22 protein-coding genes and 5 pseudogenes are annotated in these 21,938 nt (G+C 38.4%); 24 read left to right on the forward strand and 3 right to left on the reverse strand.

What is annotated here, in order from left to right; genetic code table 11:
- Nucleotides 1–684: a DUF4956 domain-containing protein gene (locus MUB24_RS16570; protein WP_244706030.1), complete on the forward strand. Its 684-nt coding sequence runs from the start codon at nucleotides 1–3 to the stop codon at nucleotides 682–684.
- Between the two features lie 184 nt (nucleotides 685–868).
- Nucleotides 869–1,747, forward strand: coding sequence for an SDR family oxidoreductase (locus MUB24_RS16575; protein WP_280517041.1), 879 nt, complete (start codon nucleotides 869–871; stop codon nucleotides 1,745–1,747).
- Nucleotides 1,748–1,885: 138 nt separating this feature from the next.
- On the opposite strand, the gene MUB24_RS16580 is transcribed toward MUB24_RS16575, so the two are convergent.
- The gene (locus MUB24_RS16580) at nucleotides 1,886–2,116 is read right to left on the reverse strand and encodes a monooxygenase family protein (RefSeq protein ID WP_313898464.1); all 231 of its coding nucleotides are present in this window, start codon (nucleotides 2,114–2,116) and stop codon (nucleotides 1,886–1,888) included.
- Between the two features lie 196 nt (nucleotides 2,117–2,312).
- Here MUB24_RS16580 and MUB24_RS16585 point away from each other — a divergent pair, with 196 nt between their 5' ends.
- The 3 genes from MUB24_RS16585 to MUB24_RS16595 all read left to right on the forward strand — a co-directional run bounded on the left by MUB24_RS16585 (nucleotide 2,313) and on the right by MUB24_RS16595 (nucleotide 3,912).
- Nucleotides 2,313–2,795 (forward strand): DUF2975 domain-containing protein, encoded by a 483-nt coding sequence (locus tag MUB24_RS16585; RefSeq protein ID WP_244706032.1) that lies wholly within the window; start codon nucleotides 2,313–2,315, stop codon nucleotides 2,793–2,795.
- Nucleotides 2,796–2,805: 10 nt separating this feature from the next.
- Complete coding sequence (locus MUB24_RS16590; RefSeq protein WP_244706035.1) at nucleotides 2,806–3,030, forward strand: helix-turn-helix domain-containing protein; 225 nt, start codon at nucleotides 2,806–2,808, stop codon at nucleotides 3,028–3,030.
- A 117-nt stretch (nucleotides 3,031–3,147) separates the two neighbouring features.
- The gene (locus MUB24_RS16595) at nucleotides 3,148–3,912 is read left to right on the forward strand and encodes a DUF817 domain-containing protein (protein WP_244706096.1); all 765 of its coding nucleotides are present in this window, start codon (nucleotides 3,148–3,150) and stop codon (nucleotides 3,910–3,912) included.
- Between the two features lie 312 nt (nucleotides 3,913–4,224).
- On the opposite strand, the gene MUB24_RS16600 is transcribed toward MUB24_RS16595, so the two are convergent.
- Nucleotides 4,225–4,383, reverse strand: a complete 159-nt coding sequence (locus MUB24_RS16600) for a hypothetical protein (protein WP_244706037.1) — start codon at nucleotides 4,381–4,383, stop codon at nucleotides 4,225–4,227.
- 153 nt (nucleotides 4,384–4,536) lie between these two features.
- On the opposite strand from MUB24_RS16600, the pseudogene MUB24_RS16605 reads away from it, so the two are divergent.
- From MUB24_RS16605 to MUB24_RS16620, 4 genes and pseudogenes are all read left to right on the forward strand, one after another.
- Nucleotides 4,537–4,946 (forward strand): annotated as a pseudogene (locus MUB24_RS16605) (NADPH-dependent FMN reductase).
- Nucleotides 4,947–5,059: 113 nt separating this feature from the next.
- Nucleotides 5,060–5,245: a hypothetical protein gene (locus MUB24_RS16610; protein ID WP_244706039.1), complete on the forward strand. Its 186-nt coding sequence runs from the start codon at nucleotides 5,060–5,062 to the stop codon at nucleotides 5,243–5,245.
- A 38-nt stretch (nucleotides 5,246–5,283) separates the two neighbouring features.
- Nucleotides 5,284–5,526, forward strand: a pseudogene (locus MUB24_RS16615) (DUF6892 domain-containing protein); the annotation flags it as partial.
- Nucleotides 5,527–5,783: 257 nt separating this feature from the next.
- Nucleotides 5,784–7,016 carry an IS110 family RNA-guided transposase gene (locus MUB24_RS16620; RefSeq protein ID WP_244706041.1) on the forward strand — a complete coding sequence of 411 codons (1,233 nt, stop codon included), beginning with the start codon at nucleotides 5,784–5,786 and terminating at the stop codon, nucleotides 7,014–7,016.
- A 425-nt stretch (nucleotides 7,017–7,441) separates the two neighbouring features.
- Here MUB24_RS16620 and MUB24_RS16625 read toward each other — a convergent pair whose 3' ends face one another.
- Nucleotides 7,442–8,035, reverse strand: coding sequence for a TetR/AcrR family transcriptional regulator (locus MUB24_RS16625; protein WP_244706043.1), 594 nt, complete (start codon nucleotides 8,033–8,035; stop codon nucleotides 7,442–7,444).
- 261 nt (nucleotides 8,036–8,296) lie between these two features.
- On the opposite strand from MUB24_RS16625, the gene MUB24_RS16630 reads away from it, so the two are divergent.
- The 15 genes and pseudogenes from MUB24_RS16630 to MUB24_RS16695 all read left to right on the forward strand — a co-directional run bounded on the left by MUB24_RS16630 (nucleotide 8,297) and on the right by MUB24_RS16695 (nucleotide 21,895).
- Nucleotides 8,297–9,844 (forward strand): class I adenylate-forming enzyme family protein, encoded by a 1,548-nt coding sequence (locus MUB24_RS16630; protein ID WP_244706045.1) that lies wholly within the window; start codon nucleotides 8,297–8,299, stop codon nucleotides 9,842–9,844.
- 4 nt (nucleotides 9,845–9,848) lie between these two features.
- Entirely contained in the window at nucleotides 9,849–10,283 is a 435-nt protein-coding gene (locus tag MUB24_RS16635) for a PaaI family thioesterase (protein WP_244706046.1), read from the forward strand.
- On the forward strand, nucleotides 10,280–11,038 hold the full coding sequence (locus MUB24_RS16640) for a VOC family protein (RefSeq protein WP_244706048.1): 759 nt from the start codon (nucleotides 10,280–10,282) through the stop codon (nucleotides 11,036–11,038). Before MUB24_RS16635 ends, MUB24_RS16640 begins: the two co-directional genes overlap by 4 nt.
- Before the next feature lie 21 nt (nucleotides 11,039–11,059).
- Nucleotides 11,060–12,046, forward strand: a complete 987-nt coding sequence (locus MUB24_RS16645) for a zinc-binding dehydrogenase (RefSeq protein ID WP_207449191.1) — start codon at nucleotides 11,060–11,062, stop codon at nucleotides 12,044–12,046.
- Between the two features lie 289 nt (nucleotides 12,047–12,335).
- The gene (locus MUB24_RS16650; RefSeq protein WP_244706050.1) at nucleotides 12,336–13,097 is read left to right on the forward strand and encodes an ABC transporter permease; all 762 of its coding nucleotides are present in this window, start codon (nucleotides 12,336–12,338) and stop codon (nucleotides 13,095–13,097) included.
- 22 nt (nucleotides 13,098–13,119) lie between these two features.
- A complete protein-coding gene (locus tag MUB24_RS16655; RefSeq protein WP_244706052.1) occupies nucleotides 13,120–14,103 on the forward strand; it encodes an ABC transporter substrate-binding protein in 984 nt (327 codons plus the stop codon).
- A 2-nt stretch (nucleotides 14,104–14,105) separates the two neighbouring features.
- Entirely contained in the window at nucleotides 14,106–14,882 is a 777-nt protein-coding gene (locus tag MUB24_RS16660) for an ABC transporter ATP-binding protein (RefSeq protein ID WP_244706054.1), read from the forward strand.
- A gap of 517 nt (nucleotides 14,883–15,399) precedes the next feature.
- Nucleotides 15,400–15,798: pseudogene (locus tag MUB24_RS16665) on the forward strand (MDR/zinc-dependent alcohol dehydrogenase-like family protein); the annotation flags it as partial.
- An 86-nt stretch (nucleotides 15,799–15,884) separates the two neighbouring features.
- Nucleotides 15,885–16,178: pseudogene (gene tnpA, locus MUB24_RS23835) on the forward strand (IS200/IS605 family transposase); the annotation flags it as partial.
- Between the two features lie 91 nt (nucleotides 16,179–16,269).
- A complete protein-coding gene (locus MUB24_RS16670; RefSeq protein ID WP_244706056.1) occupies nucleotides 16,270–16,581 on the forward strand; it encodes a hypothetical protein in 312 nt (103 codons plus the stop codon).
- Nucleotides 16,582–16,663: 82 nt separating this feature from the next.
- Nucleotides 16,664–17,092, forward strand: a pseudogene (locus tag MUB24_RS16675) (alcohol dehydrogenase catalytic domain-containing protein); the annotation flags it as partial.
- A 228-nt stretch (nucleotides 17,093–17,320) separates the two neighbouring features.
- Nucleotides 17,321–19,867: a right-handed parallel beta-helix repeat-containing protein gene (locus MUB24_RS16680; protein WP_244706059.1), complete on the forward strand. Its 2,547-nt coding sequence runs from the start codon at nucleotides 17,321–17,323 to the stop codon at nucleotides 19,865–19,867.
- 258 nt (nucleotides 19,868–20,125) lie between these two features.
- Nucleotides 20,126–20,629: a DinB family protein gene (locus MUB24_RS16685; RefSeq protein ID WP_244706060.1), complete on the forward strand. Its 504-nt coding sequence runs from the start codon at nucleotides 20,126–20,128 to the stop codon at nucleotides 20,627–20,629.
- Between the two features lie 500 nt (nucleotides 20,630–21,129).
- A complete protein-coding gene (locus tag MUB24_RS16690; protein WP_244706061.1) occupies nucleotides 21,130–21,321 on the forward strand; it encodes a hypothetical protein in 192 nt (63 codons plus the stop codon).
- Nucleotides 21,322–21,418: 97 nt separating this feature from the next.
- On the forward strand, nucleotides 21,419–21,895 hold the full coding sequence (locus MUB24_RS16695; RefSeq protein WP_244706062.1) for a phosphotransferase: 477 nt from the start codon (nucleotides 21,419–21,421) through the stop codon (nucleotides 21,893–21,895).
- Nucleotides 21,896–21,938: the final 43 nt, after the last annotated feature.

The following is a 21,938-nucleotide window of genomic DNA, read 5'->3' on the forward strand; positions in this document are numbered from 1 at the left end:
ATGGATGCTATGAGTCAGTTTTTTTTATCAAATAATGTTATAAATGGGGCAACAGCATGGAAAAGTTTACTTGCTATGATGATTGCACTAGTACTAAGTTTGATCATTACAAAAGTCTACCAAATGACTTTTACAGGTGAACGATATTCTCAAGCTTTTGTCCATACCATTATTATCATGAGTGTGATCGTTTCGGTTGTGATGAATGTTGTAAGTGGTAATTCAGGAGTAGCCTTTGGATTGTTTGCGGTATTTTCTTTAATTCGCTTCAGAAGTGCTGTAACAGATGCTAAGGATATCGCATACATTTTCTTTGGTCTTTGCGTTGGTATGACCTGTGGTCTATTTAAATTTGACTTAGCGATAATTTTAACCATATTCGGTAGTTTCATATTTTATTTACTTTATAGGTTTAATTACGGTAGAGGAAAAGATACACAAATATTAAAAGTGACCATTCCCGAAAATTTAAATCACGAAAATTTATTAGATGATATATTTAAAGAATATACAGAAACCCATCAACTTCGACAAGTTGAAACGACCAATCTAGGTACAATGATTTTATACACATATGCCATTCGTAGCAAAAATGCGACAAAGGATAAAGAATTACTTGATCGAATCAGAGAGAGGAATGCCAATTTGAAAGTTTCATTAACCTATTTGGAGACAGCCAAGTAAATGAATAGAAAAATGGAATTCAATGTAGAGACCATCTGTAAATAAGTTTACAATGCAGGGATATAGCAGGAGGCTATAGGTTGTGGGGAACGCCTATTGAGGGGGCAGCCTCCTTATTTTTGTTTTAGTCTCCTTTTTAATGGGTAAAGGATGTACATTATCGACATTAAAAAGGAGAGATTGCATGAATAACGATCATAAACCGGAACCTAAAACACAGGAACCTCAAGATGACTATTTGATGCCTGATACTCAATCCAAAATGAATCCACTACCTAAGATTGAAGATGACGATTATAAAGGCAGCGAAAAATTAAAGGGAAAAGTAGCCATTATTACAGGTGGTGACAGTGGAATTGGTCAGGCGGTTGCGGTCGCTTATGCCAAAGAAGGAGCAGATATCGCCATTGTCTATTATGAGGCACATAGTGATGCAGATGAAACCAAAAGACTCGTTGAAAAACATGGTCAAACCTGCTTAACGATCGCTGGGGATGTGGGAGATGAACGTTTCTGTCAGCAAGTTATAAAACAAACAGTCGATGCTTTAGGCCATGTCGATATACTAGTGAACAATGCGGGAGAGCAACATGTTTGTGAACGGATTGAAGAGATTACGAATGAGCAATTGGATCGCACTTTCCGAACAAACATTTTCTCCATGTTCTATCTGACAAAAGCAGCGATGAAACATTTAGGAGAAGGGGCTTCTATTATTAACACAACATCTATTACAGCCTACCAAGGGAACCCTATACTTTTGGATTATTCTTCGACAAAAGGGGCTATTGTCTCATTTACGCGGTCATTATCGCAAAATCAAGAAATTCTTGACAAAGGTATTCGAGTAAATGGTGTAGCACCCGGTCCAATATGGACGCCTCTAATACCTGCTACATTTCCTGAAGATAAATTGGAAACATGGGGGAAAGATGTTCCTTTGAAACGACCTGGACAACCGAAAGAACTAGCCCCGACCTATGTCTTTTTAGCTTCAAAAGATGCGTCCTATATTTCGGGACAGGTCATCCATGTGAATGGCGGGCAGGTAGTGAATGGATAACCTTTCTAGGCAATATGTTATTGTAATTTTTTTACATGAAAATAATAAGTTTATTGGAAAAATGATGGTATGATGGACGTTCATACCATCATTTTTCATTTTATAGAGGGGGAAGGGCAAACATACTTCAGTACCCGTCTAGGTACTCCTATTAAGTCGATTCCTTGCAGTGATATTTTTCTTCGAAATGGGTATATGCGTCATCGCCTTACCTAACCCATATAAAGGCATATTTCCATAAACTGATTCATAGTGGCCACTCTTCAGTTCATAGGTTTCATGATAAATACCGACAGCCCCATTATTACCGACTTTTTGGTTGAAATTTTTCCAAGCGTTTAAATGCTTTTTGCCTTTTGCATAGGCCAATAAACCGTCGACCGCCAGTATGGTAGTCGAATGTCAAAGGCTGTGTGTAAATATATATAAAGTTAGTCTAAATTTTGCATTATACAGAAAGAACAAATTAACAATAAAAAAATCATAATTAGGAATAAAAATTTATTGTAAATCGATAAATGAAGTGTTAAAATCAATTTGACATTGACCAAGTGAGGTGCTTTTTATGAAACGAGGCTCAACGCTTTTTTTGAAAATAGCTGTTTTTCTGATTGGGACTCCCATTCTTGCCTTATGTTTATTTGGATTACCAATGGTCGCCAAAGAGGCAGTGGATAGTTATTCGGAGTTTGCTTATGTACTGTATGGCATTTTAATTGTGATGTATATATCAGCGATCCCGATTTTTATTGCCCTGTATCAGGCATTTAAACTTTTAAGTTATATTGACAAAAACAAGGCGTTCGCAGACATCTCTGTAAAAGCTTTGAAAAATATAAAATATTGTGCGATCTCGATTAGTAGCTTTTATGTCGTGGGCATGCCACTGTTCTATCTTATAGCGGAGGTAGATGATGCTCCTGGAATCCTCGTCATTGGATTGATCATTATTTTTGCTTCTTTGGTCATCGCCGTCTTTGCGGCTGTTCTGCAAAGACTTTTAAAAGAGGCGATCGCTATAAAATCGGAAAATGACTTAACGGTCTGAGGTGAATAGGATGGCAATTATCATCAATATTGATGTGATGTTGGCTAAAAGGAAGATGAGTGTGACAGAACTTTCAGAGAAGGTTGGAATCACGATGGCGAACCTTTCGATTTTGAAAAATGGAAAAGCCAAAGCGATTCGCTTATCAACATTAGATGCAATTTGTAAGGCTTTAGAATGTCAACCTGGAGATATTTTAGAATACCAAAATAATGAAGGCATTCAGGATGAATAGGAGAAAAGTGTGGAAGAAACTGGCGAGTTCCATTCAAATACATTGCAAAAAGAGGGGTTAGCGATGAATTTAGCCATTGAAAATAAGTCACAGAAAAAAACTTTAAAAGCGAAAAGCTTGAGAGCCAGTAAACAACTCATTCATTTTGGTTGGGAGCAGGCGCTGTCCTGTTTGTTTCCTGTTGTTATTTTTTCCGCCTTAGCTTTGACGAAAATTTTACCACTTCCATTTCTTGGGCGATACGACTGGATGCTGATCATTTGTCTTCTCATGCAGTGGTGGATGGTGCGTTCCGGGCTTGAAACTAAAGACGAATTAAAGGTGATCACCATGTTTCACCTGATTGGGCTTGCTCTCGAACTTTTTAAAGTACATATGGGCTCATGGTCATATCCAGAGGAAGGATATTTTAAAATTTTCGGCGTGCCGTTGTATAGCGGATTTATGTACGCAAGTGTCGCAAGCTATCTCTGTCAGGCATGGAGGCGGTTGAAGATTGACCTAATTAAATGGCCACCATTTCTGATCGTTGCGCCGCTCGCCGCAGCCATTTACCTAAACTTTTTTACCCATCATTATTGGATCGATATTCGGTGGTGGTTAGCTGGACTTGTGATCATTGTCTTCTGGAAAACGTGGGTGACATACGAAGTTAACGGAGCATGTTACCGGATGCCACTTGCCTTTTCTTTTATGCTGATCGGCTTTTTCATCTGGATCGCCGAAAATATTGCCACATTCTTTGGAGCTTGGACATATCCAAATCAGGCAGAAGCATGGAGCCTTGTCCATTTAGGAAAAGTCAGCTCTTGGGTTTTATTAGTAATTGTTAGTTTTTTGATTGTCGCAATGTTGAAGCGGGTGAAGGGGAATTCTCGTTAGGAAGGTTCGTAGTTTCTTTCAACTATAAAAATGATCTGTTTGTTTTTCGGAATGTTATAGATAGTCGCCTTTTTTACCTAGAGAATCGAACCGCTTACCCGATATGACGGAGAAGATGAATCTAATCCCCTTTAAGTAGACAAGAAAGTGAAAATTCTGTTTTCTTGAGGGTATCTACGGGGAGATTGCTAATTAGATAGTACACTACGTGCATCCACTCAACACCAGAACACGTTCTATTCCGATTCTTGTTCTGATTTGCTTTGCATGTGATGGAGCCGTAGACTGTCGGCGAGCTTCAGTTTTGTCTCCTCAAGTGACTGAAGCAATATATTTAAAAGTGGTCTTTACCTTTTTCATCTTTATTTGCTTCCCTTTATATTCTTCTCCCAATTGAATCAGAAGTTGTTTTTTTCCTTCAGAAATATTGGAGATCGTATAGGTGGTGGGCGTATCTTCTCCAGCTGCCACCTCGCCTTCCCCACTAATCCAATAGCCTGTGTTCATGTAGATCAAAGGCGTAATTGGTGGGAGGGATGTAAGAAGTTTAATACACTCCTTGTATTTCGGGAATAATAACTTGAATCAGCTATGTTACAATGAAAAAATAGGGAGGAAATAGAAATGGCAAAAGTTGGGATTTTAGTCGGAAGTCTTCGTAAAGATTCATTCTCTAAAAAAATTGCTCAAAATGTTGCAACCCTCTTTCCAGAAGAATACGAAACAGAAATGATAGAAATTGGCACCTGCCTTTATACAACCAGGATTACGATGATGAAAACAAGGTACCAGAGGCGTATACTACATTTCGGACAACCATGCAGGAAATAGACGCAGTATTATTCGTCACACCTGAATACAATCGCTCAGTACCTTCCGTATTAAAAAATGCATTGGATGTTGGTTCACGACCTTATGGCTCAAGTGTGTGGGATGGTAAGCCTGCCGCGATTATTAGTCAATCTCCTGGGAATTTAAGTGCATTTGGTGCAAATCATCATTTGCGACAGTCTCTCGTCTTTTTAAAAAGGTAAGAAAGTATAAAAATTGGCTAATGTTTGGATCTAGCTCCAGCGCCTAGCCCCTCGAGGTCAAATAACCCTGAACCTATGAAGGGAAAGATCGCCCTTCCTAGGTTCAGGAACATTTGCTTGTCGGGGCTGAACAAGGCGCTTGCGCTTTTCTTAATATGCCAATACTTCAGCAGCCAGAAGCCTATCTTGGAAATGTTGCAGAATTATTAGATGCAAATGGACACTTACAGAATGAAGGAACAAGAAACTTTTTACAAACATTCGTGGATGCGTTTATTGAGTTAATCAAGAAGCACTAGCAGAATAATTGTAATGGAAGAGGCTGGGACATAACTAGTACTTAGAAGCATTGGTCTTGGAAGAAGATGATTTATACAAGGTTGAACAGCTTATATTTGATGGTGGTCATGAAATTTACCATATCCTCAAACCAGATTGGGATGGAGAGGATAATTTGTTTGAAGTTGCATCGGTTGAAGGGTTTCAGCATTTAAAAAATTTAAAAACAATTGTTTATGTTTCAACATGTAGTCTAGAAGTACTGAAGCCTTTTGAAAAAGCCGGGATTGAAATTCGTTAGTAGTGCGTGTTCAAAACCCCCATGTCTTATCCAGACACCGCAATACATGAAAATGGGGGTGTAGCGGTTTAAATCTAAGTAATCACGTTAATCCTTTGAATGCAGGTCCGAAGTCGTCTCTTTTTTGGTGAAATTAAACCCGAGTTCAAAACTGACGTAATACATTCATGAGTACCGCCTATTGTTGCCATGAGCACGCGTATAAAAATACTCGCTCAAGAATGTATGGCCTAGCATTATACAAAGGATGAGATAATATGGATGCTATTTTAGAACGTGTTGCAGGACTAGATGTTCATCAGGAAACGGTTGTTGCGTGTGCTTTATATGGCCAGTTAGATCGTAAGCCGAAAAAAGAAACAAAAACATTCGGTACTACTGTCAAAGAATTACTCAAACTTCAAGACTGGCTTGCAGAACGCAACATTACAAATGTTGCGATGGAAAGCACTGGTGTTTATTGGAAACCAGTTTGGAATATTCTTGAAGGTCATTTCACTTTAACCCTTGCCAATGCCCAACGAATCAAGAATGTACCTGGCAGAAAAACTGATGTTTCCGATGCCAATTGGATCGCAAAACTGCTACGTGCAGGTTTGGTCGAATCCAGTTTTGTCCCTCCGGTAGAGTTTAGAGACTTACGGGACTTAACACGCTATCGTCGCAAGTTGTTGGGTCATGCAACGTCTGAAAAAAACAGAATCCATAAGATACTGCAAGATGCTAATATCAAACTTAGCACGTATGTTTCCGATGTATTTGGTGTTTCAGGGCGTGCATTGCTAGAATCTGTTCTTAACGGTGAAGTATTAGAAGTTGACCAGGTCAGGGCAATGGTAAAAACAACCCTGAAGAAAAAGGTGCCACAAATTGTGGATGCTTTAAATAGTCGAATTCGCCTTCACCATCGGGAATTGATTAAAATGCATTATGATCATCTACTTTACATTGAAAAGCAAATTAAAGAATTGGAAAACAAAATTAATCAATCAGTAACCCCCCATCAGGAAGTAATGGATTTATTAATGACCATTCCGGGTATTAAGGAAGATGCAGCGGCGGGCATCATGGCGGAAATAGGTATTGATATGTCGCAATTCCCTTCCGATGGAAATATTTCATCATGGGGTGGGTTCAGCCCTGGTAATAATGAAAGTGCTGGAAAAAAAAAGAGTACTAAATCCACCAAGGGAAATAAAGCTTTAAAAGCTGTACTGTGTCAGGTAGCTTGGGCCGCAATGAAAACAAAGGACAGCAGACTTTCCTCCTTTTATTACCGAATCGTAAAACGACGAGGTCCAAAAAAGGCAAATATGGCGCTAGCACATTTAATATTAAGGATCATTTACCAAATGCTGAAAACCAAAACCCCATATAAAGAACTTGGATGGGACTATCTTCCAAGTAAAGAAAGGAAGAAAGACTATTTTATCAAAAAACTGCAAAATATGGGCTATGAAGTAGACATTCAAGAAATCGAATCCGCCTAATTTTAATCATCCATAGCCAAATTTTAAAAAAATGGGTAATCCCCATTACGGGAGGGTGCTTTTTTGCGCCATTTTTAGGCGGAACCCCGGTGGAAACCCCATTTTCGTATAAAATGAGGGGCTAAAGGCACTGACGTCAATCTTATTTGTTAATAAGAATCTATGAAAAAACGGTTCACTGGCGGTTACACAGTATTAAAAAAGTGGTGATCGTTCACGATAAGATTCAAGTGTAATCACAATCAAAAATGAAATAACTTCTGAGAAAGCCGCATTTTTAATCAAGGAATGCGGCTTTTTCCTGTAAAAGAATATTAAAACATCATCGTTTAATTGGGACATTAGCTTGTGGGGAAAAATTATTGACAAGGATGATCTCGTCATATGTTTGTCGTTTTCATATCGCTTTATTCTACAAACACGCCTTAAATGGACTTTTGAACAATCTGTGTATACTCTAAAGCAAATTCGTAAGGAGTATATTGGTGTTTATATTGAAGCCAATTGTTCACCATGCTAACGATTGTATTTGTTAGGAAGCACTTGAAAATTTTACTTGGTCCGCTATGTTCTAGACTAGCATAAGCAGAATCGCCAAGATAGCTAATTACTGATTCCTCTATTAAGCGAGCAAATGATTTGGCGAATACTTTTGTATCATCATGTTCAAGGAGCAATTTGTAACTCACAGCATTTTCATTGACATGAAGCAATATGTGATAAAAACAAGGGTCAACTTTTAGTGTTTCTTTTTCATTCATAAATGTGAATGGGTGATTATTTAAAACAGCGCTAAAAAGCTTGAGTTTTCCTTCAATTAACTGGTTGAACAGATCGAATTTGTCAACATAATGACTGTAAAATGTTGAGCGGTTAATCATGGCTAAATCACAAATCGCTCTTACTGTAATATTGTCAAAGGAGTTTTCAGCTAACAATGTTAAAAGTGCGTCGTTGATAAATGATCTTGTTTTGAGTACCCTCCGATCAATATCAAACGAATATTGTTGTTCTTCCAAAAAAATCACTCTCCCCTGCATTATCCTAAAACATATTATTCATACCAGAATATAATGAAATGATTCATAAGTAAATAGAAAAAAAGAAAAAATAAGCAAATATTAAAAAAGTGTATCGTTACCCAACATTTATAGATTTTATGTTGCTTAAACAATTGTTTTTAAAATAATGGTGGTATAAATAAAGATGGCCCGATGATAGAATATCAACATATCCGATGTAAATAGGTGGAATTAATGTGCTTGACAGGAGGGGAACGATTGAATAACAAGACAGGGAATTTTGGAGAACTATTTACAGAAGCGGTTAAACAAACACCAAATAAGATTGCGGTCATTGATTATGAAGCTCGTTTAACCTACAAAGAGTTGAATGAAAGATCAAACCAAGTGGCTTCATTTTTACAGTCTTTAGGGGGAAAAAAAGGAGATCGGGTTTCCTTACTTCTTCCAAATGATTTTCGTTTTATCGAAATTATATATGGAACGATGAAATTAGGCGCGATACCTGTACCCATCAATATAAAATTACCACCATCAATTATTTCCTATATTCTAGAGGATAGTGAAGCGACCATCTTGTTTTGTCATCATTCGTTACTTGATGTTTTACACAATTTGGATCTAGAAAGAAAAGTGAATGTTATTCAAATTGGAGGTACCCGAAGAAAGGATATTTACTACTATGATTCACTTCTAGGCGGGTATTCTACCAATTTTGAAACAGAGCCGGTTAATGATCATGATACATGCCTTTTGCTGTACACATCAGGATCAACAGGAAAGCCCAAAGGCTGTCTCCTTACTCATGGTGGGCAGTATTGGAATGCTGAAGCTCTTTGCGAGGTGCGTGAATTAAATTCAAGTGAACGATTGCTAATTTTTGCTCCCTTGTATCATGCGAATGCGCTAGTCAATATACAAAGTACGCTGTTTGCAGGTGGATCAGTCGTTATTTTACCAAAAGTGGATGCTACGATGATTTTTGAAGCAATTGAACGTGAGCAAGTAACTTTTATGACTGCAGTGCCAGCTATTTATAAAATGCTTCTAAGTTATTACCGTGACAATAAGGAGCATAACTTATCAAGTCTTCGCTTCTTATTATGCGGTTCTTCAGAACTTGCACAAGAGGTTGTGATCGAACTTGAGAAACAATTCAATGTGAGTGTTTTAGAAAGCTATGGGCTGACAGAAGGTGGTCCGGTTGTTTTTTCTTCACGAAGAACGAATCAAACCGGGCAACGCCCATTTTTAGAGGCATTACCTGGTGTTCAGGTCCAAATCGTTGATGACGAAACACCCCTCGCAACAAATAAAATTGGTGAACTTTGGGTGAAAAGTCCAGGTGTTGCAAAAGGTTACTGGAAATTACCAAAAGTAACAGCTGAACGTTTTACAGATGAAGGCTGGCTGAAAACCGGTGATCTCGCAAGAATCGATGAAAACGGTCATGCCTATATTGCTGGAAGAAAAGACGACATGATTAGCGTTGGCGGCGAGAATACATATCCAAAAGAGGTTGAAAATGTTTTGCTCAAGCATCCAAGTGTTCGTGATGTGATTGTGACTGCGATTCCTCATCACCTAAAAGGCCAAGTCCCTATCGCTGTTGTTGAATGTCGAACAGGTCACTCGATCACTGAAAAGGAATTACAGGACCATTTCTTTGAGCATGGGCCAGTGTACGCTTATCCAAGACATATATTCTTTCTTGAATCATTGCCTCTAGCTGGTACAGGAAAAGTCGATAAAGTTTTATTAAAACAATACGTCGATGAGCAATTAAAGAAAATAAAGGGGGACTAATGAAATGTCAGATTTAAAAGCAGAGATTCAACAAAGATTAAAACACGCTCCATTTAATAAATTTCTCAATATTGAAGTGTTAGAGGTTGAGGACACCTATTTAAAAGCAAAACTTCCTTTTCAAGAAATCTTCCAAGCCGGCTCTGAAGAAAGAGGCTGGTACATTCATGGAGGAGTCATTGCTTCATTCATAGATGTTATTGGTGACTATGTCTTTGTTCCAGCCTATGGACAGCCGCTGCCTACAGTTGACTTAAGGGTTGATTACCTGCGAGCAGCTAAATCAGAGGATTTGTATGCTGAAGCAACACTTGTAAAAGGAGGGCGTGCTTTAGGAGTGAGTGATATTAAAGTAACCGATGGGAATCAACGGGAAATAGCTATTGGTCGAGGGGTTTATAGCACACAAGGTGCAGCAAAGCGTGCTGAGAAGAAATGAATTATCAATTTGATCATATCATTCATTATGTAGCCAGCCCAGAAAAAACGTTGGAGATTGCAAAAGCATTTGGGCTTCATGCGGTTGAAGGTGGCTGTCATGAAACGAGAGGAACATACAATGCACTTTGCTACTTTGATTTAAGTTACATTGAATGGATTGGTATTTTTAATCAACAGCTAGTAGACGAAAATCATGTGCCACTAAGCGTCATCTCAAGTATTAAAGAATCTGATTATACAGAAGGTATTGTAAGGCTTGCGCTACGTACGACGCAAATTGAAAAAGATGCGCAATTGTTTAGAGAAAAGGGGCTTGAAGTCATTGGGCCCATTGATGCGAAACGGCGCCGTCCAGATGGAGAATTGATTTATTGGAAGCAACTTTATATAAATGATCCTACTATAGAAGTGCGCCTGCCCTTCCTTATTGAGTGGCAAGAGCCTGATAGGGAAAGGCGTGAATCTCTACAAAGACAATCTATTATTGCTGAACATAAGCTGGGCTCATTGAAATTGCAAGAAATCCGGATTCCGATTTCTGATTTAACTTGTGCAAAGCAATGGGGAGATATATTTCACTTAAAACAGGAAACAGAAAAAAATGAGGTTCGTTTGCGATTATCTGGTGGAGATATCGTTTTTCATCGTTCGCACAAAAAGGAAGCTGAGTCATACGAAGTTTTGTTACATGATGCAACGGTTGATGCTAGTACCACTATTTTTGGTGCCACATATAGATGTTACAAAAAATGAGAGTAGAAAGAGGGATGAAAAATGAAAGCAGCACTTATTACTGAAAATGGAAGTCTTGATAAAGTCGTGATTGGAGAGCACCCTAAACCGGAAGTTGGAGCAGATGATGTCATTGTAAAAGTAAAAGCGGTTAGCTTAAACCACTTAGATATCTTTGTTCGTAGAGGGATGCCTGGTCAAAGAAAGAAACCTCCTTTTCCTCATATCTCTGGGGGAGATGTGGCTGGATTCATTGATACAATTGGTGAAAATGTTGAAGGTCTTCAAGTTGGTGATCGTGTCCTGATTGATCCGAAAATTGCCGGCTACGGGGCACTAGGTGAAGATTTACAAGGTGGGTTAGCTGAGTTTGTTAAAGTTCCAGCTGTTAATATCATTCCACTGCCTGAAAATATTTCATTTGAAGATGCAGCTGCTCTTCCTATTGCCTATGGAACAGCTTGGAAAATGTTAATCAATCGAGGAGAGCTAAAAGCCAATGAAACGGTTCTTATTTTAGGGGCAAGTGGTGGTGTAGGAAATGCACTTGTTCAAATTGCAAAAATTGCTGGTGCGAATATTATTGCTGCTGCAGGATCAGAAGAAAAACTAGAAAAGTTAAAAGAATTAGGTGCGGATCATGTCATTAATTACAACGAAGAAGACTTCTCTCGGAAGACATGGCAGATTACGAAAAAACAAGGTGCAGACGTAGTGGTTGACTACACTGGAGAAGCGACTTGGCCTAAAAGTATTCTTGCGACTAAAAAAAGAGGACGGATTTTGACTTGTGGGGCCACGACTGGTTTTAATGCTGTGACAGATTTACGCTATGTGTGGAAACGCGAAATCTCAATTATTGGCTCAACTAGTTGGGAGAGAAGAGATTTAGAGATTCTATTAGAGCTTGTTGAAAGTGGAAAGCTTAAACCAATCATTGATCGAATCCTTCCTTTAGAAGAGGCAAGGGAAGCTCATCGTTTAATGGAAGAACGTGAAATCTTCGGAAAACTTATTTTGCAGCCTTAAACGAAACTGCCGTCAGTGGGAGGAAGCTACAAACTACGGGCTGTAGATCATGCAGACAAGAATATACAGATGTAGCGAATTAAGTCTGTATCTTCTTCCCTACTGATAGTTAGCGGAATTTATCGGGGCGTTAGCGTCCATAATCCCCCACTTCGATTTCTTGGCATTTCATGTCTTGTGGGGGCTTACGGACGGTGGCACCGGGATAAACGCTTCGACCGGAAGGCGGTGACTCTGCCTTCCGGTTTGTTCTATTACTAATTTGAAGCTAGATGGGAGGAGAACGAAGGTGAATGGAAAAATATGGGGTAATCGTTTAGCACAAATTATCTTTCTCCTCATCTTACTAGGAAGCTGTGAATGGGCTGTCCGCTCTGGTCTTATTAGCACACTTTATTTAGCAGCACCTACAGAAGTTATTCGTGTGTTTGTTTCTTACTTCACCACCGATCCCATTTTTACGGATATGTATGTGACCCTTTCTGAGTACTTTGCCGGGTTTGCAATTGCGATTGTTATTGGAGTTGGTGGAGGCGTTTTTCTTGCTATTATTCCAAAACTAGAAAGGTTTAGCTCTCCTTACTTGGCGGCATTAATGGCGATACCGAACGTAACACTGATTCCATTGCTTACGTTATGGCTTGGGATTGGGCTAACTCAAAAAACAATGATTGTGATCCTCTTTTGTGTCTTTCCAATATTGTTTAATACATTGGCTGGTGTTAAGGAGACGGAAGAGAATCATTTAAAGGTAGCGAGAGTCTTTGAAGCTTCAAAATGGCAAATCATTACAAAGGTATTGATCCCTTCAGCTATCCCGACTATTTTTGCTAGTTTCCGTCTTGCAGCGGCAAGTGGGTTAGTCGGTGCGCTATTTGGAGAAATGCTTGCATCACGAGCAGGGATTGGAAACTTACTTACAAGAGCAGTCTCGCTATATAATACGGCAGATGTGTTTGCTTTAATTACGTTGGTCACATTGATATCCGTGTTGAATATCGCAATTATTAACCTGATCGAGAAAAAACTGTTTTTGGGTGGAAGTCATTAAGAGGTCATGGGAGGTTAGGAAGATGACTTTGAAGCAGATGATTATAGCAATTGGATTTATTTTGTTGCTATCAGGATGTGCGGGAGAAAAATCAACAGGAGAAAACAAGGACGGATCTTTACAAACCGTACGCTTTGCGGGATTTGCTGGGATCAATGGCTTACCCGTTCACTACGGAATTGAAAAAGGTTTTTTTGAAGATGAAGGACTTAGTATTGAGTTTGTCGATACAGAGGATCAAATAGCTGCGCTTGCTAGTAATGAAGTTGATATTGCGGAAGCATCGACAACCAATGCAATTATTGGGGCGGGGAGAGAAGTCCCATTGAAAATAATATCGTCGATGTATCGCACAAAAGGCCCTTTTTATTTAATTAGTCAACCAGATATAGAAACAGTTGAAGACCTGAAAGGAAAAACAGTCGGTATTGCTCGTAACGGAATAGGAATGGAACTCTATACACGTGAAATCTTGAAGCAGCACGGAATAGGAGAAGATGATGTAACGTTACTTGCTAACGGACGTCATCAAGACGCGTATTCAAGTTTGTTAAATAAACAAGTGGATGCCACAATTATCCATGAACCGTTTGCTTCTTTAGGGGAACTTTCAGGTAAAGCAAGGTTGCTTGCAAATGGTTGGGATTATTTACCGTCTTTTCATACGGGTGTCGTGACAGCTCATACTGATTTTATTGACTCTGAGCCTGAGGTGATCACAAAGTTTTTGCGGGCATACTTTAAATCAAATGAATATGCAAAAGAAAACCTAGATGAATATTTAGAATATGTCGGTAAAAATGTTGATATTGAAGCAGATGTACTTCAAATGGTATTTGAACGAGAAGAGCCGATTTGGGAGAACGAACCGCAGCTAGATTTAGATGCAATACAATCCACCCAAGAAATTCAGCTTGAATATGGCTTTCAAGATGAAATTTATGATGTTGAACAATTCATCGATTCACGTTTTATATCTGACCTCGATGAAGAAAAGGAGGAGTAACCATGTCGGTTTTCTCTATTGAACATCTATCAAAGACATATCAATCAGGTGCGGAAACAACGACAACTTTAAGTAATATTAATTTAACAATCAACAGTAATGAATTTATTTGTATAATTGGTCCTAGTGGTTGCGGCAAAAGTACACTCCTTGAGATACTTGGTGGATTACGAACGGTTTCAGCAGGTAAGGTTCATTTTCAAGGGAAACCATTAGAGAAACCATCGAGACGAATTGGTGTTATCTTTCAAGATGCATCCTTGTACCCTTGGAGAACGATCGAACAAAATGTTGGGATTGGTCTTGAAATGAGGGGAGTAAAGAAAAAGGATAGAAGAGAAGCTATTCATTCATATTTGGATATGGTCGGATTAAATGGTTTTGCTACAAATTATCCACACCAATTATCAGGTGGAATGAAACAGCGAGCAGGTATCGCAAGAGCACTTGTGAATGATCCTGATGTCCTTTTAATGGATGAGCCATTTGGAGCCCTAGACCATTTAACAAGGCTGTCCATGCAGGATGACTTGCTGCAAATTTGGTCAAAGGAAAAAAAGACGGTTGTTTTTGTCACCCATGATGTAGCGGAAGCTGTTTTCCTAGCGGATCGTGTCGTGCTTATGAGTCCTCGACCAGGAAAGGTCAAAGAAATTTTTTCAATTAAACAGAAACGACCAAGAAACCGTGACGATGAGCAATTACTAAAATTACAATCCAAAATCTATGAAAGTATAAATCGAGCAAAAGAAAAAATAATGCCTGAGTATTCAATTTGATCCATATGTCCCTCTGAAAAATGGAGAATCAATGGAATATGATGAGGAGTATATCTTGAAGTTTTATTTTTTACTAAATTAATAACAATGAAGTTTAGGACTGGATCCAGTATGGGTTTCGGTCTTTTTTATGGTCTAGGAATTTATAAAATTCTTAGCTTGTGGATAACCAGCTTATCTTGCAGTTGGTGTCTAGCTCCAGGCGCCATCGGCTCGAGGTCAAATAACCTGAGCCAAAGAAAGGCAAAGAACGCCTTTCTTTGGCTCAGAACATTTGCTTGTCGACGATTACGGGCGCCTTATACTTTTCTTGTTTTTTCTTCTAATAATATTTTAATCAAGTCTATATTCCCCACTAAAGGGATACGAAGCAAGGAGAGGTTATTAAGTAGACTTTAATGTGACTTCGAAAGCCGTTTTCTTCTTCAAGGTGCAACCCAACGATAAGCGGGAGATGAATGACGATTGGCAAAGCCAAAGAGTTTAACTGTTGGAACTAACGTTCTATAAAATATCACTCTATGAAACCATCATGGATTTAACCAATGGAAGGGGGGCAACGGCTGCGATTGATTCGATCGGAGGGATGGCCGGGAATGATTTGGCCTTCTGTGTATGTCCAAATGGGAATTTTCTTACCATCGGTCTTTTATCCGGGATCCAAGTCAATTGGGAAGATATTGTCAACAAAGCAAAAGTGAATGCGAACATATTTCATTTACGTCATTGGAATCAAAAGGTTTCCACAGCTCAATGGCAAAGAACGTTGAAAAATGCAATAAAACTATTAGAAAATCAGCAATTACGCTTGATGAAGGCTGATGCACAGTATGATTTACTTGACGTGAAAAAGGCGATTGAAGCTGTAAATAGTAGTAAAGGGAAAGTGTTTCTTACAAGCCGTTTTAACTTATAAATGCGTGGTCTAACTCCACCGTCTTTAGACGGTATTAGCTTTTAGCCTTTTCCCAGCGTGTCCATACTAATGAATGAGGTGATGGTATGGACGGATATAGAAAAAGCAGTCATGCAGTGTATGACATCAAGTATCATATCATATGGGTTATAAAATACAGATATAAAATGCGGAAGGGCTAGGGAGTTAATTAGGCAAGGTTGTGAAGCAAGAGGCATCACAATCTTGCAAGGAAGCGTAGGAAAAGATCACATCCATTTATTGTTATCGTGTCCGCCGGGTATGGCACCGAGTAAGATATTACAATACCTAAAAGGTAGATCCTCAAGATTATTACAGGATGAATTCCCTGTACTTAAAAAAGGTATTGGGGACAGTACAACCGATTTGGTATAAACGTTTTCTCTCTTTAGAGGAAAAACAAGAAACCCAAAGAATAAGCTAAAAGAAATAAAAGTATCGCCATACAGAATGGAAGCTGATGAAGGGTTATATACGTTATACCATAATGATTTTCGCTTACTAAATGGGAAATTATTAGAACACTATGGTTTTACCAGTGAATTGAAAGAAACGTTCAGTCATTTTCCAGCAATTATAGACTTGGAAGAGGTTCAATCCGAAGATGTGGAGAGATTCATTCCGTTTGTATTGGGCGATATGGATTACAACCCGGAAGATGTCCATAAAGATCTCAATGTCTTTACATTTGACCAGATCATTGGCTATATAGAAACAGCGGTTGAAGTAGGGATGGTCAAAATAAAGCCTCTCCTAGCTTAAGAGATTTTTCTTAGTCTTATTCTAACAAGCCTAAGTGTCGAAAGAATCTAACAAGCCAATATAAACGAGTGGAGGGCGTATCATGGAAAATACATTCAAAGCTTTAGTAATAGAGCAAGAAAATGAAGGTTTAAATTTAGAGATTAAGGAAATGAAACCTTCTGATTTACCAGATGATGATTTCTTAATTAAAGTGAAATATAGCGGTATAAACTATAAAGACGGTCTTGCCGCTCACCCCGATGGGAAAATAGTGAATCAGTATCCTTTTATTCCAGGAATTGATTTAGCTGGAGAAGTTGTTTTATCAAAAGATGAGCGTTATAAAAAAGGGGACGCCGTTATTGTAACGAGTTATGAATTAGGCGTTTCCCATTTTGGCGGCTATAGTGAGTATGCAAGTGTCCCCTCAGAATGGATCGTACCACTCCCATCTGGTTTAAGCCTAAGAGAAAGTATGATAATGGGTACCGCGGGTTTTACGGCCGCGTTATCTATTCAAAGACTAGAAGGTGACTAATGTGTAGAAGTGGCGTTGCATATATTTTCATAACCTGTATGAACCGATTATGGTGAAGAGGAATGCAATTTTTTTGCAACCTCTCTTTTTATTAGGTGAGAAAATATATAACCACTTCTTTTCACTTTTCCCTCCAAAGTTTTTCAGATTCCTAGCATGATTAGCTAACTTCCTATATTATATCTACTATAATTACTTTCTGTGAAGAGGAGCAATGGGATGAAAAAGTCAGTAGTGGTAAAAAAATCTGGACTTTTAAATAGATATCGAACAATCCAACAAGGCATAGCTGCTGTTGAAGATGGTGGTATTGTTTATATCGAAAGTGGACAATATCAGGAGAATTTGTCAGTGGACAGCAGAAAGATCACCTTGATAGGACGGGGTAATGTTCTTATTACTGGAACACAGAATTATCCTTTATTGAAGACTGCGGATGCAACCGTTAAGCTGCAAGGGATCACTTTTCATCAAAAAGGGCATTCAAATGCCATTTATGTGAAAGAAACATCAGTGATTGAAATAGAAGAGTGCACAATCGAAGGCGAGAATTATCCTGATGTCAAGACACCTTATCCAGCCCTTTGGATTGGATTAGAGTCTACGGTGAAGGTAAAAAATAGTACGTTGATCGCCCATACCTCCAATAGTGTATACATTCAAGAATCCGATGTCACGCTAGAAAATTGTGATATAAAAGGATTTGGGCTCTATGCTGATTTAGAAAGTAAATTGAACACAGTAAACATTAATATTAAAAATCCAAGTAGCTATGGTATCTATGCAAAAGAAGCCCGACTTCATTTAGAAACAATCAACATGACGGGCGGCGGTGTAGTTGTAATAATGGAAAATAGCCAAGGGTATATTCAAAATCTAACCAGCAATCATACATATCGTGATGTTCTTCGCATTGACAAAAGTGAAGTGACTATTGAAAAAGGAGAAATCAAGCACTTTTGTGAAATGAAAAGTGAAGATAATAAAGCTAGTTATCCAGGCATTTCGATTAAAAATAACTCCTCTGTTAAAATTAAAGATTTCAATATTCATGATTCTCCTTTTGATGGGATTCAAGTTTACCAATCTCACTTAGAACTTTCCGATTCTACTATATCAAAGACGTTTATGGGCATATATATTCGCGAACAATCCACTGTAGAAATCGACAATTTAGAAGTCAATAAGACGGAATATAATGCGATAAGTATTGCAAATCAGTCAAAAGTTTCCATTCAAAATAGTACTTTTCATCAATGTGTGGATAAACATGAAAAAAACTACCCTGTTATTTTTATGAAGGAGCAAGGCAGCCTTGCTATTGAGAAAACGGTGATCAAAGAATCTTCAAATGATGCCATCTATATCGCTGAACTACAGGATGCATATTTTCAAGACATTACCTTTGATGCTGTGAATACCGGTATTTACGCTCATAAATCAGTAGTAAACGCTGAGCAATTGACGATTAAGAATTGCTTTAAAAATGCACTTATTCTTTTTGATTGTCAAGCAGCCATTAGCAATAGTTATATCGAGAATAATAATATAGAAAGTACCCCCACATATGAGGCAAATTCAGACGTACCAAAAGCAGTTGATGCGGCGCTAGCAATTGCTAATTCAAAAGTGACGCTGAATAGTCTTGATATTATAGATAAAACGGCTTCGATTTCTTTACGTGAGCGTAGCAAAGTCGAAGGAACATCACTTCGACTTTCAGGTGGCGTCTTCTCGCTAAATAGTGATTTAGAGGTCTCCTTCTTATCATTTACAAACCTGGAAAAAGAGGCTATTCATTTCAAATTATTGATGGAATCCTCTGCAAAAGTGCAGTTTGATGATCCAGATATATCCATACTTCTGGCAAAGGATATTAATAGCTTTATGGAAACAAATTTAATACACCCGCCACACACGATTGTTCAGCATGATTTTGCTAGTAAGACTAGTCCGATGATGCCAACAAAAGAACCTATCCAAGTAGAGATGAACAATACTGAGTCTCAGGCGCAGGAAAAGCATCAGGTAGACAAATTGATTGGACCTATTGCTTACAAAGAAAGCATGCAGCAACTATTAAAAGAGATTTCGTTAGTGAAAATTCGCGCCACACAGGGGATCAAGTTACCACATCATTGGTTAATGTTATGGATACAAGAGGGAATGGACGACCTGCAACCATTTATCGAGCAGACCCATCATTTGCTTCAACAAGTAGACTTATTTGGAGAAGAGGAGTTCTATCGTTTGTCAACAATGGCAACATTTCAGGAATTAACTCAAATCAAAAAAGGGTTACTATGGATTGATCAACTGGAAAACTTGCAAAATGACCCAGACCTTGTAGAATTACTACGAAAAAAAGCAATGGACCCAGATGATGAAATCGTAATGATCTTTTCTGGAACAGAAGATAAAATCAAGCAATTGCAGACCTACGCTCCTGAATTATGGGAGAAAATAAACGATCAGGTAACATTTAGTATTTATACTGCAGAAGAAGTGGCAGAGATTGTCCGACAGAAACTTGTCACCCATCAATTTGTGTTTGATACATCCTTCTTGCGACAAGCAATTGAGGAAAATTATCCCAATGATACGGATGAAAGAATTAACAATTGGCCAGAAAAAATAGTAGAAGCTATTATTCAAGCACAATCCGAGCGCTTGTTAGAGGAAGGAAATCAACAATTTACGAAAGAGCAAATCGTGAGTTTAACACAAATGGATCTATTTAAAGGCGTAGTGGCAGCACCTCTATAGGAGTGTTTGAAAAGTGGGAACTACTTGATTGAAAGAAACACGCCAGCCTAGCTAAAGAATACAAGATTAATGGATGTGTTATGAAACGAGAATTAACGCTATTTTTATGCAAGACCCTATTAAGATAAATATTGATATTTGATACTTGTTTGAATTTTTGATATCATTAGTCAGAGAACAAAAGTTCGATAACGCTGAGATGCGCAAAGCGTTAGTAGCTTGTTAAAGTATATCAATGTGATTATGGAGGGATTATCTATGTATGTAACGATTGCAGACTTTGTTAGAGAATGGAATTGGGAGGCAACGCTAACGCAAAAGGTTCTGGAAGGCTTAACTGATGATTCATTGAATCAAAAAGTTTATCCAGAAGGTCGTACATTAGGAAGAATTGTTTGGCATTTTACAACAAATATTCCAGAGTATTTAGCACATTTCGGACTGAAAGTAGATGAAGTAGAAGATGCAAAAGATGTCCCTACCTCAGCTAAAGAAATTGCTGAAACATTTAAACATGTAAGTGCTTCTGCAATCAAAGCCATTGAAGAACAATGGACAGATGAGTCTTTGAATGAAGTGCAAACTGCATTTGGCAGAGAAGAAACAAATGCACAAATTTTTATGGGGCTAATGAAGCATATTGTTCATCATCGTGGACAAGTTACAATTCTTATGCGTCAAGCTGGAATCAAACCTTCTGGGGTGTATGGCCCACCAAAAGAAGATTGGATTCACTTAGGTGTGGAAAATCCACCACTTTAATAGTATTATGGACAGCTCGTTAGGAATTCGAAAGGGAAATCTTTCCCTTATTTGACCTCTTATCTACACTAAAAGTTAACAGAGATGTTTGGTATGAATGATTTAATGCCGAGGAGATTTATATGAACCTTTGTATCCGTTTGTGGAACCGCATCCATAGGATTTAGAACTTTTTAATACTGCGAGGAAATGGAGAAGGGATACCCAATCAGTGTGTGGAAAATCTACATTAAAGTACCTCTATGTAATGGAGATATGTTAACGAGTATAAATGCAGAGGCAAAAAATAGGGTGAATTATTTATCTACTTTAGTGTTTGATTTAGAAGTCTGTAAATTGGGACGTGCTAGACAAGAATCCTATTTATATGGGGTTCTTTTTTTATTAAATAATATTAATCATGGTCCCAATCAGCCTCCTGTCAAATTCACCAGATGATTAGAAAAGGGTTTACAAATGGATAAAGACGCATTTTTACTGCAGCAACCAGTCTTTCGGCTATGGCAGCTCCTGTTGGTTCCTTACTAGGTGGAAGTGTTGGTGCATGGATCGGAAGCGTCCTCGTCGTGACCTGTTCAGGGATTATTGTTTTAATTGTCGCCATATGTTGGCTGTTAAATGCGGAGGTTAGAAAGCTTCCTCCTACAAAATCTTTAGATGAAAATAGTCTAGTCATTCAAGGGGAAGGATAACCTATTTTTCTATATAAGCGCTGTTATAAAGGGGACTGAATATAGCTAAATGATAGCGTGATGAAACATCCGACAATATCTTTATTCGGAGGGACTTATGGAAATGAAAGTAGAGTTAGTGAAGCAATTAATCAGAGAACAATTTCCCCAATGGAAGGAACTACATATTAAACCTGTGAAAAATGGTGGCCATGATAATCGTACGTTTCATTTAGGTGAAACGATGACGGTGCGATTACCAAGTGGGAAGGAATATGAGCCACAAGTAAAGAAAGAAGCCAGATGGTTGAATTTATTAGTGCAAAATGGACATTTATCAGGGGTGATTGATTTCGGTATTTTGGGTGTCGGTGATCCTGCTTGCGATTTTGCGATGGCTTGGACCTTTTTTGATCGAACGAGTAGACAAGTATTTAAGAAACAGATGGATGTTGACGAGGGAACGTGGAATCGCGCAAAAGGCTGGGCTTTATGGAAAGCGTTAATCACATATCATCATGACGAGAAGAAAATGAGAGAGCATGCACAAGCCACGATCAAAGAAATTTTAGCAGATGAGGACGATCGCGAGTAGAGAGAAAATTGGCATCCACAGAAGGCTACTTTTTGATAATAAA

Source organism: Lederbergia sp. NSJ-179 (genome assembly GCF_022867885.1).
In the GTDB taxonomy this organism is placed as follows: Bacteria; Bacillota; Bacilli; order Bacillales; family Bacillaceae_C; genus Lederbergia.

Bases quoted from the DNA above. Each gene is read 5' to 3' on its own strand.
- MUB24_RS16575 (WP_280517041.1), top strand. From the start codon at position 869: ATGAATAACGATCATAAACCGGAACCTAAAACACAGGAACCTCAAGAT.
- MUB24_RS16570 (WP_244706030.1), top strand. From the start codon at position 1: ATGGATGCTATGAGTCAGTTTTTTTTATCAAATAATGTTATAAATGGG.
- MUB24_RS16690 (WP_244706061.1), top strand. From the start codon at position 21,130: ATGGCAGCTCCTGTTGGTTCCTTACTAGGTGGAAGTGTTGGTGCATGG.
- MUB24_RS16655 (WP_244706052.1), top strand. From the start codon at position 13,120: ATGACTTTGAAGCAGATGATTATAGCAATTGGATTTATTTTGTTGCTA.
- MUB24_RS16670 (WP_244706056.1), top strand. From the start codon at position 16,270: ATGGAAGCTGATGAAGGGTTATATACGTTATACCATAATGATTTTCGC.
- MUB24_RS16695 (WP_244706062.1), top strand. From the start codon at position 21,419: ATGGAAATGAAAGTAGAGTTAGTGAAGCAATTAATCAGAGAACAATTT.
- MUB24_RS16590 (WP_244706035.1), top strand. From the start codon at position 2,806: ATGGCAATTATCATCAATATTGATGTGATGTTGGCTAAAAGGAAGATG.
- MUB24_RS16620 (WP_244706041.1), top strand. From the start codon at position 5,784: ATGGATGCTATTTTAGAACGTGTTGCAGGACTAGATGTTCATCAGGAA.
- MUB24_RS16685 (WP_244706060.1), top strand. From the start codon at position 20,126: ATGTATGTAACGATTGCAGACTTTGTTAGAGAATGGAATTGGGAGGCA.
- MUB24_RS16640 (WP_244706048.1), top strand. From the start codon at position 10,280: ATGAATTATCAATTTGATCATATCATTCATTATGTAGCCAGCCCAGAA.
- MUB24_RS16680 (WP_244706059.1), top strand. From the start codon at position 17,321: ATGAAAAAGTCAGTAGTGGTAAAAAAATCTGGACTTTTAAATAGATAT.
- MUB24_RS16645 (WP_207449191.1), top strand. From the start codon at position 11,060: ATGAAAGCAGCACTTATTACTGAAAATGGAAGTCTTGATAAAGTCGTG.
- MUB24_RS16585 (WP_244706032.1), top strand. From the start codon at position 2,313: ATGAAACGAGGCTCAACGCTTTTTTTGAAAATAGCTGTTTTTCTGATT.
- MUB24_RS16635 (WP_244706046.1), top strand. From the start codon at position 9,849: ATGTCAGATTTAAAAGCAGAGATTCAACAAAGATTAAAACACGCTCCA.
- MUB24_RS16660 (WP_244706054.1), top strand. From the start codon at position 14,106: ATGTCGGTTTTCTCTATTGAACATCTATCAAAGACATATCAATCAGGT.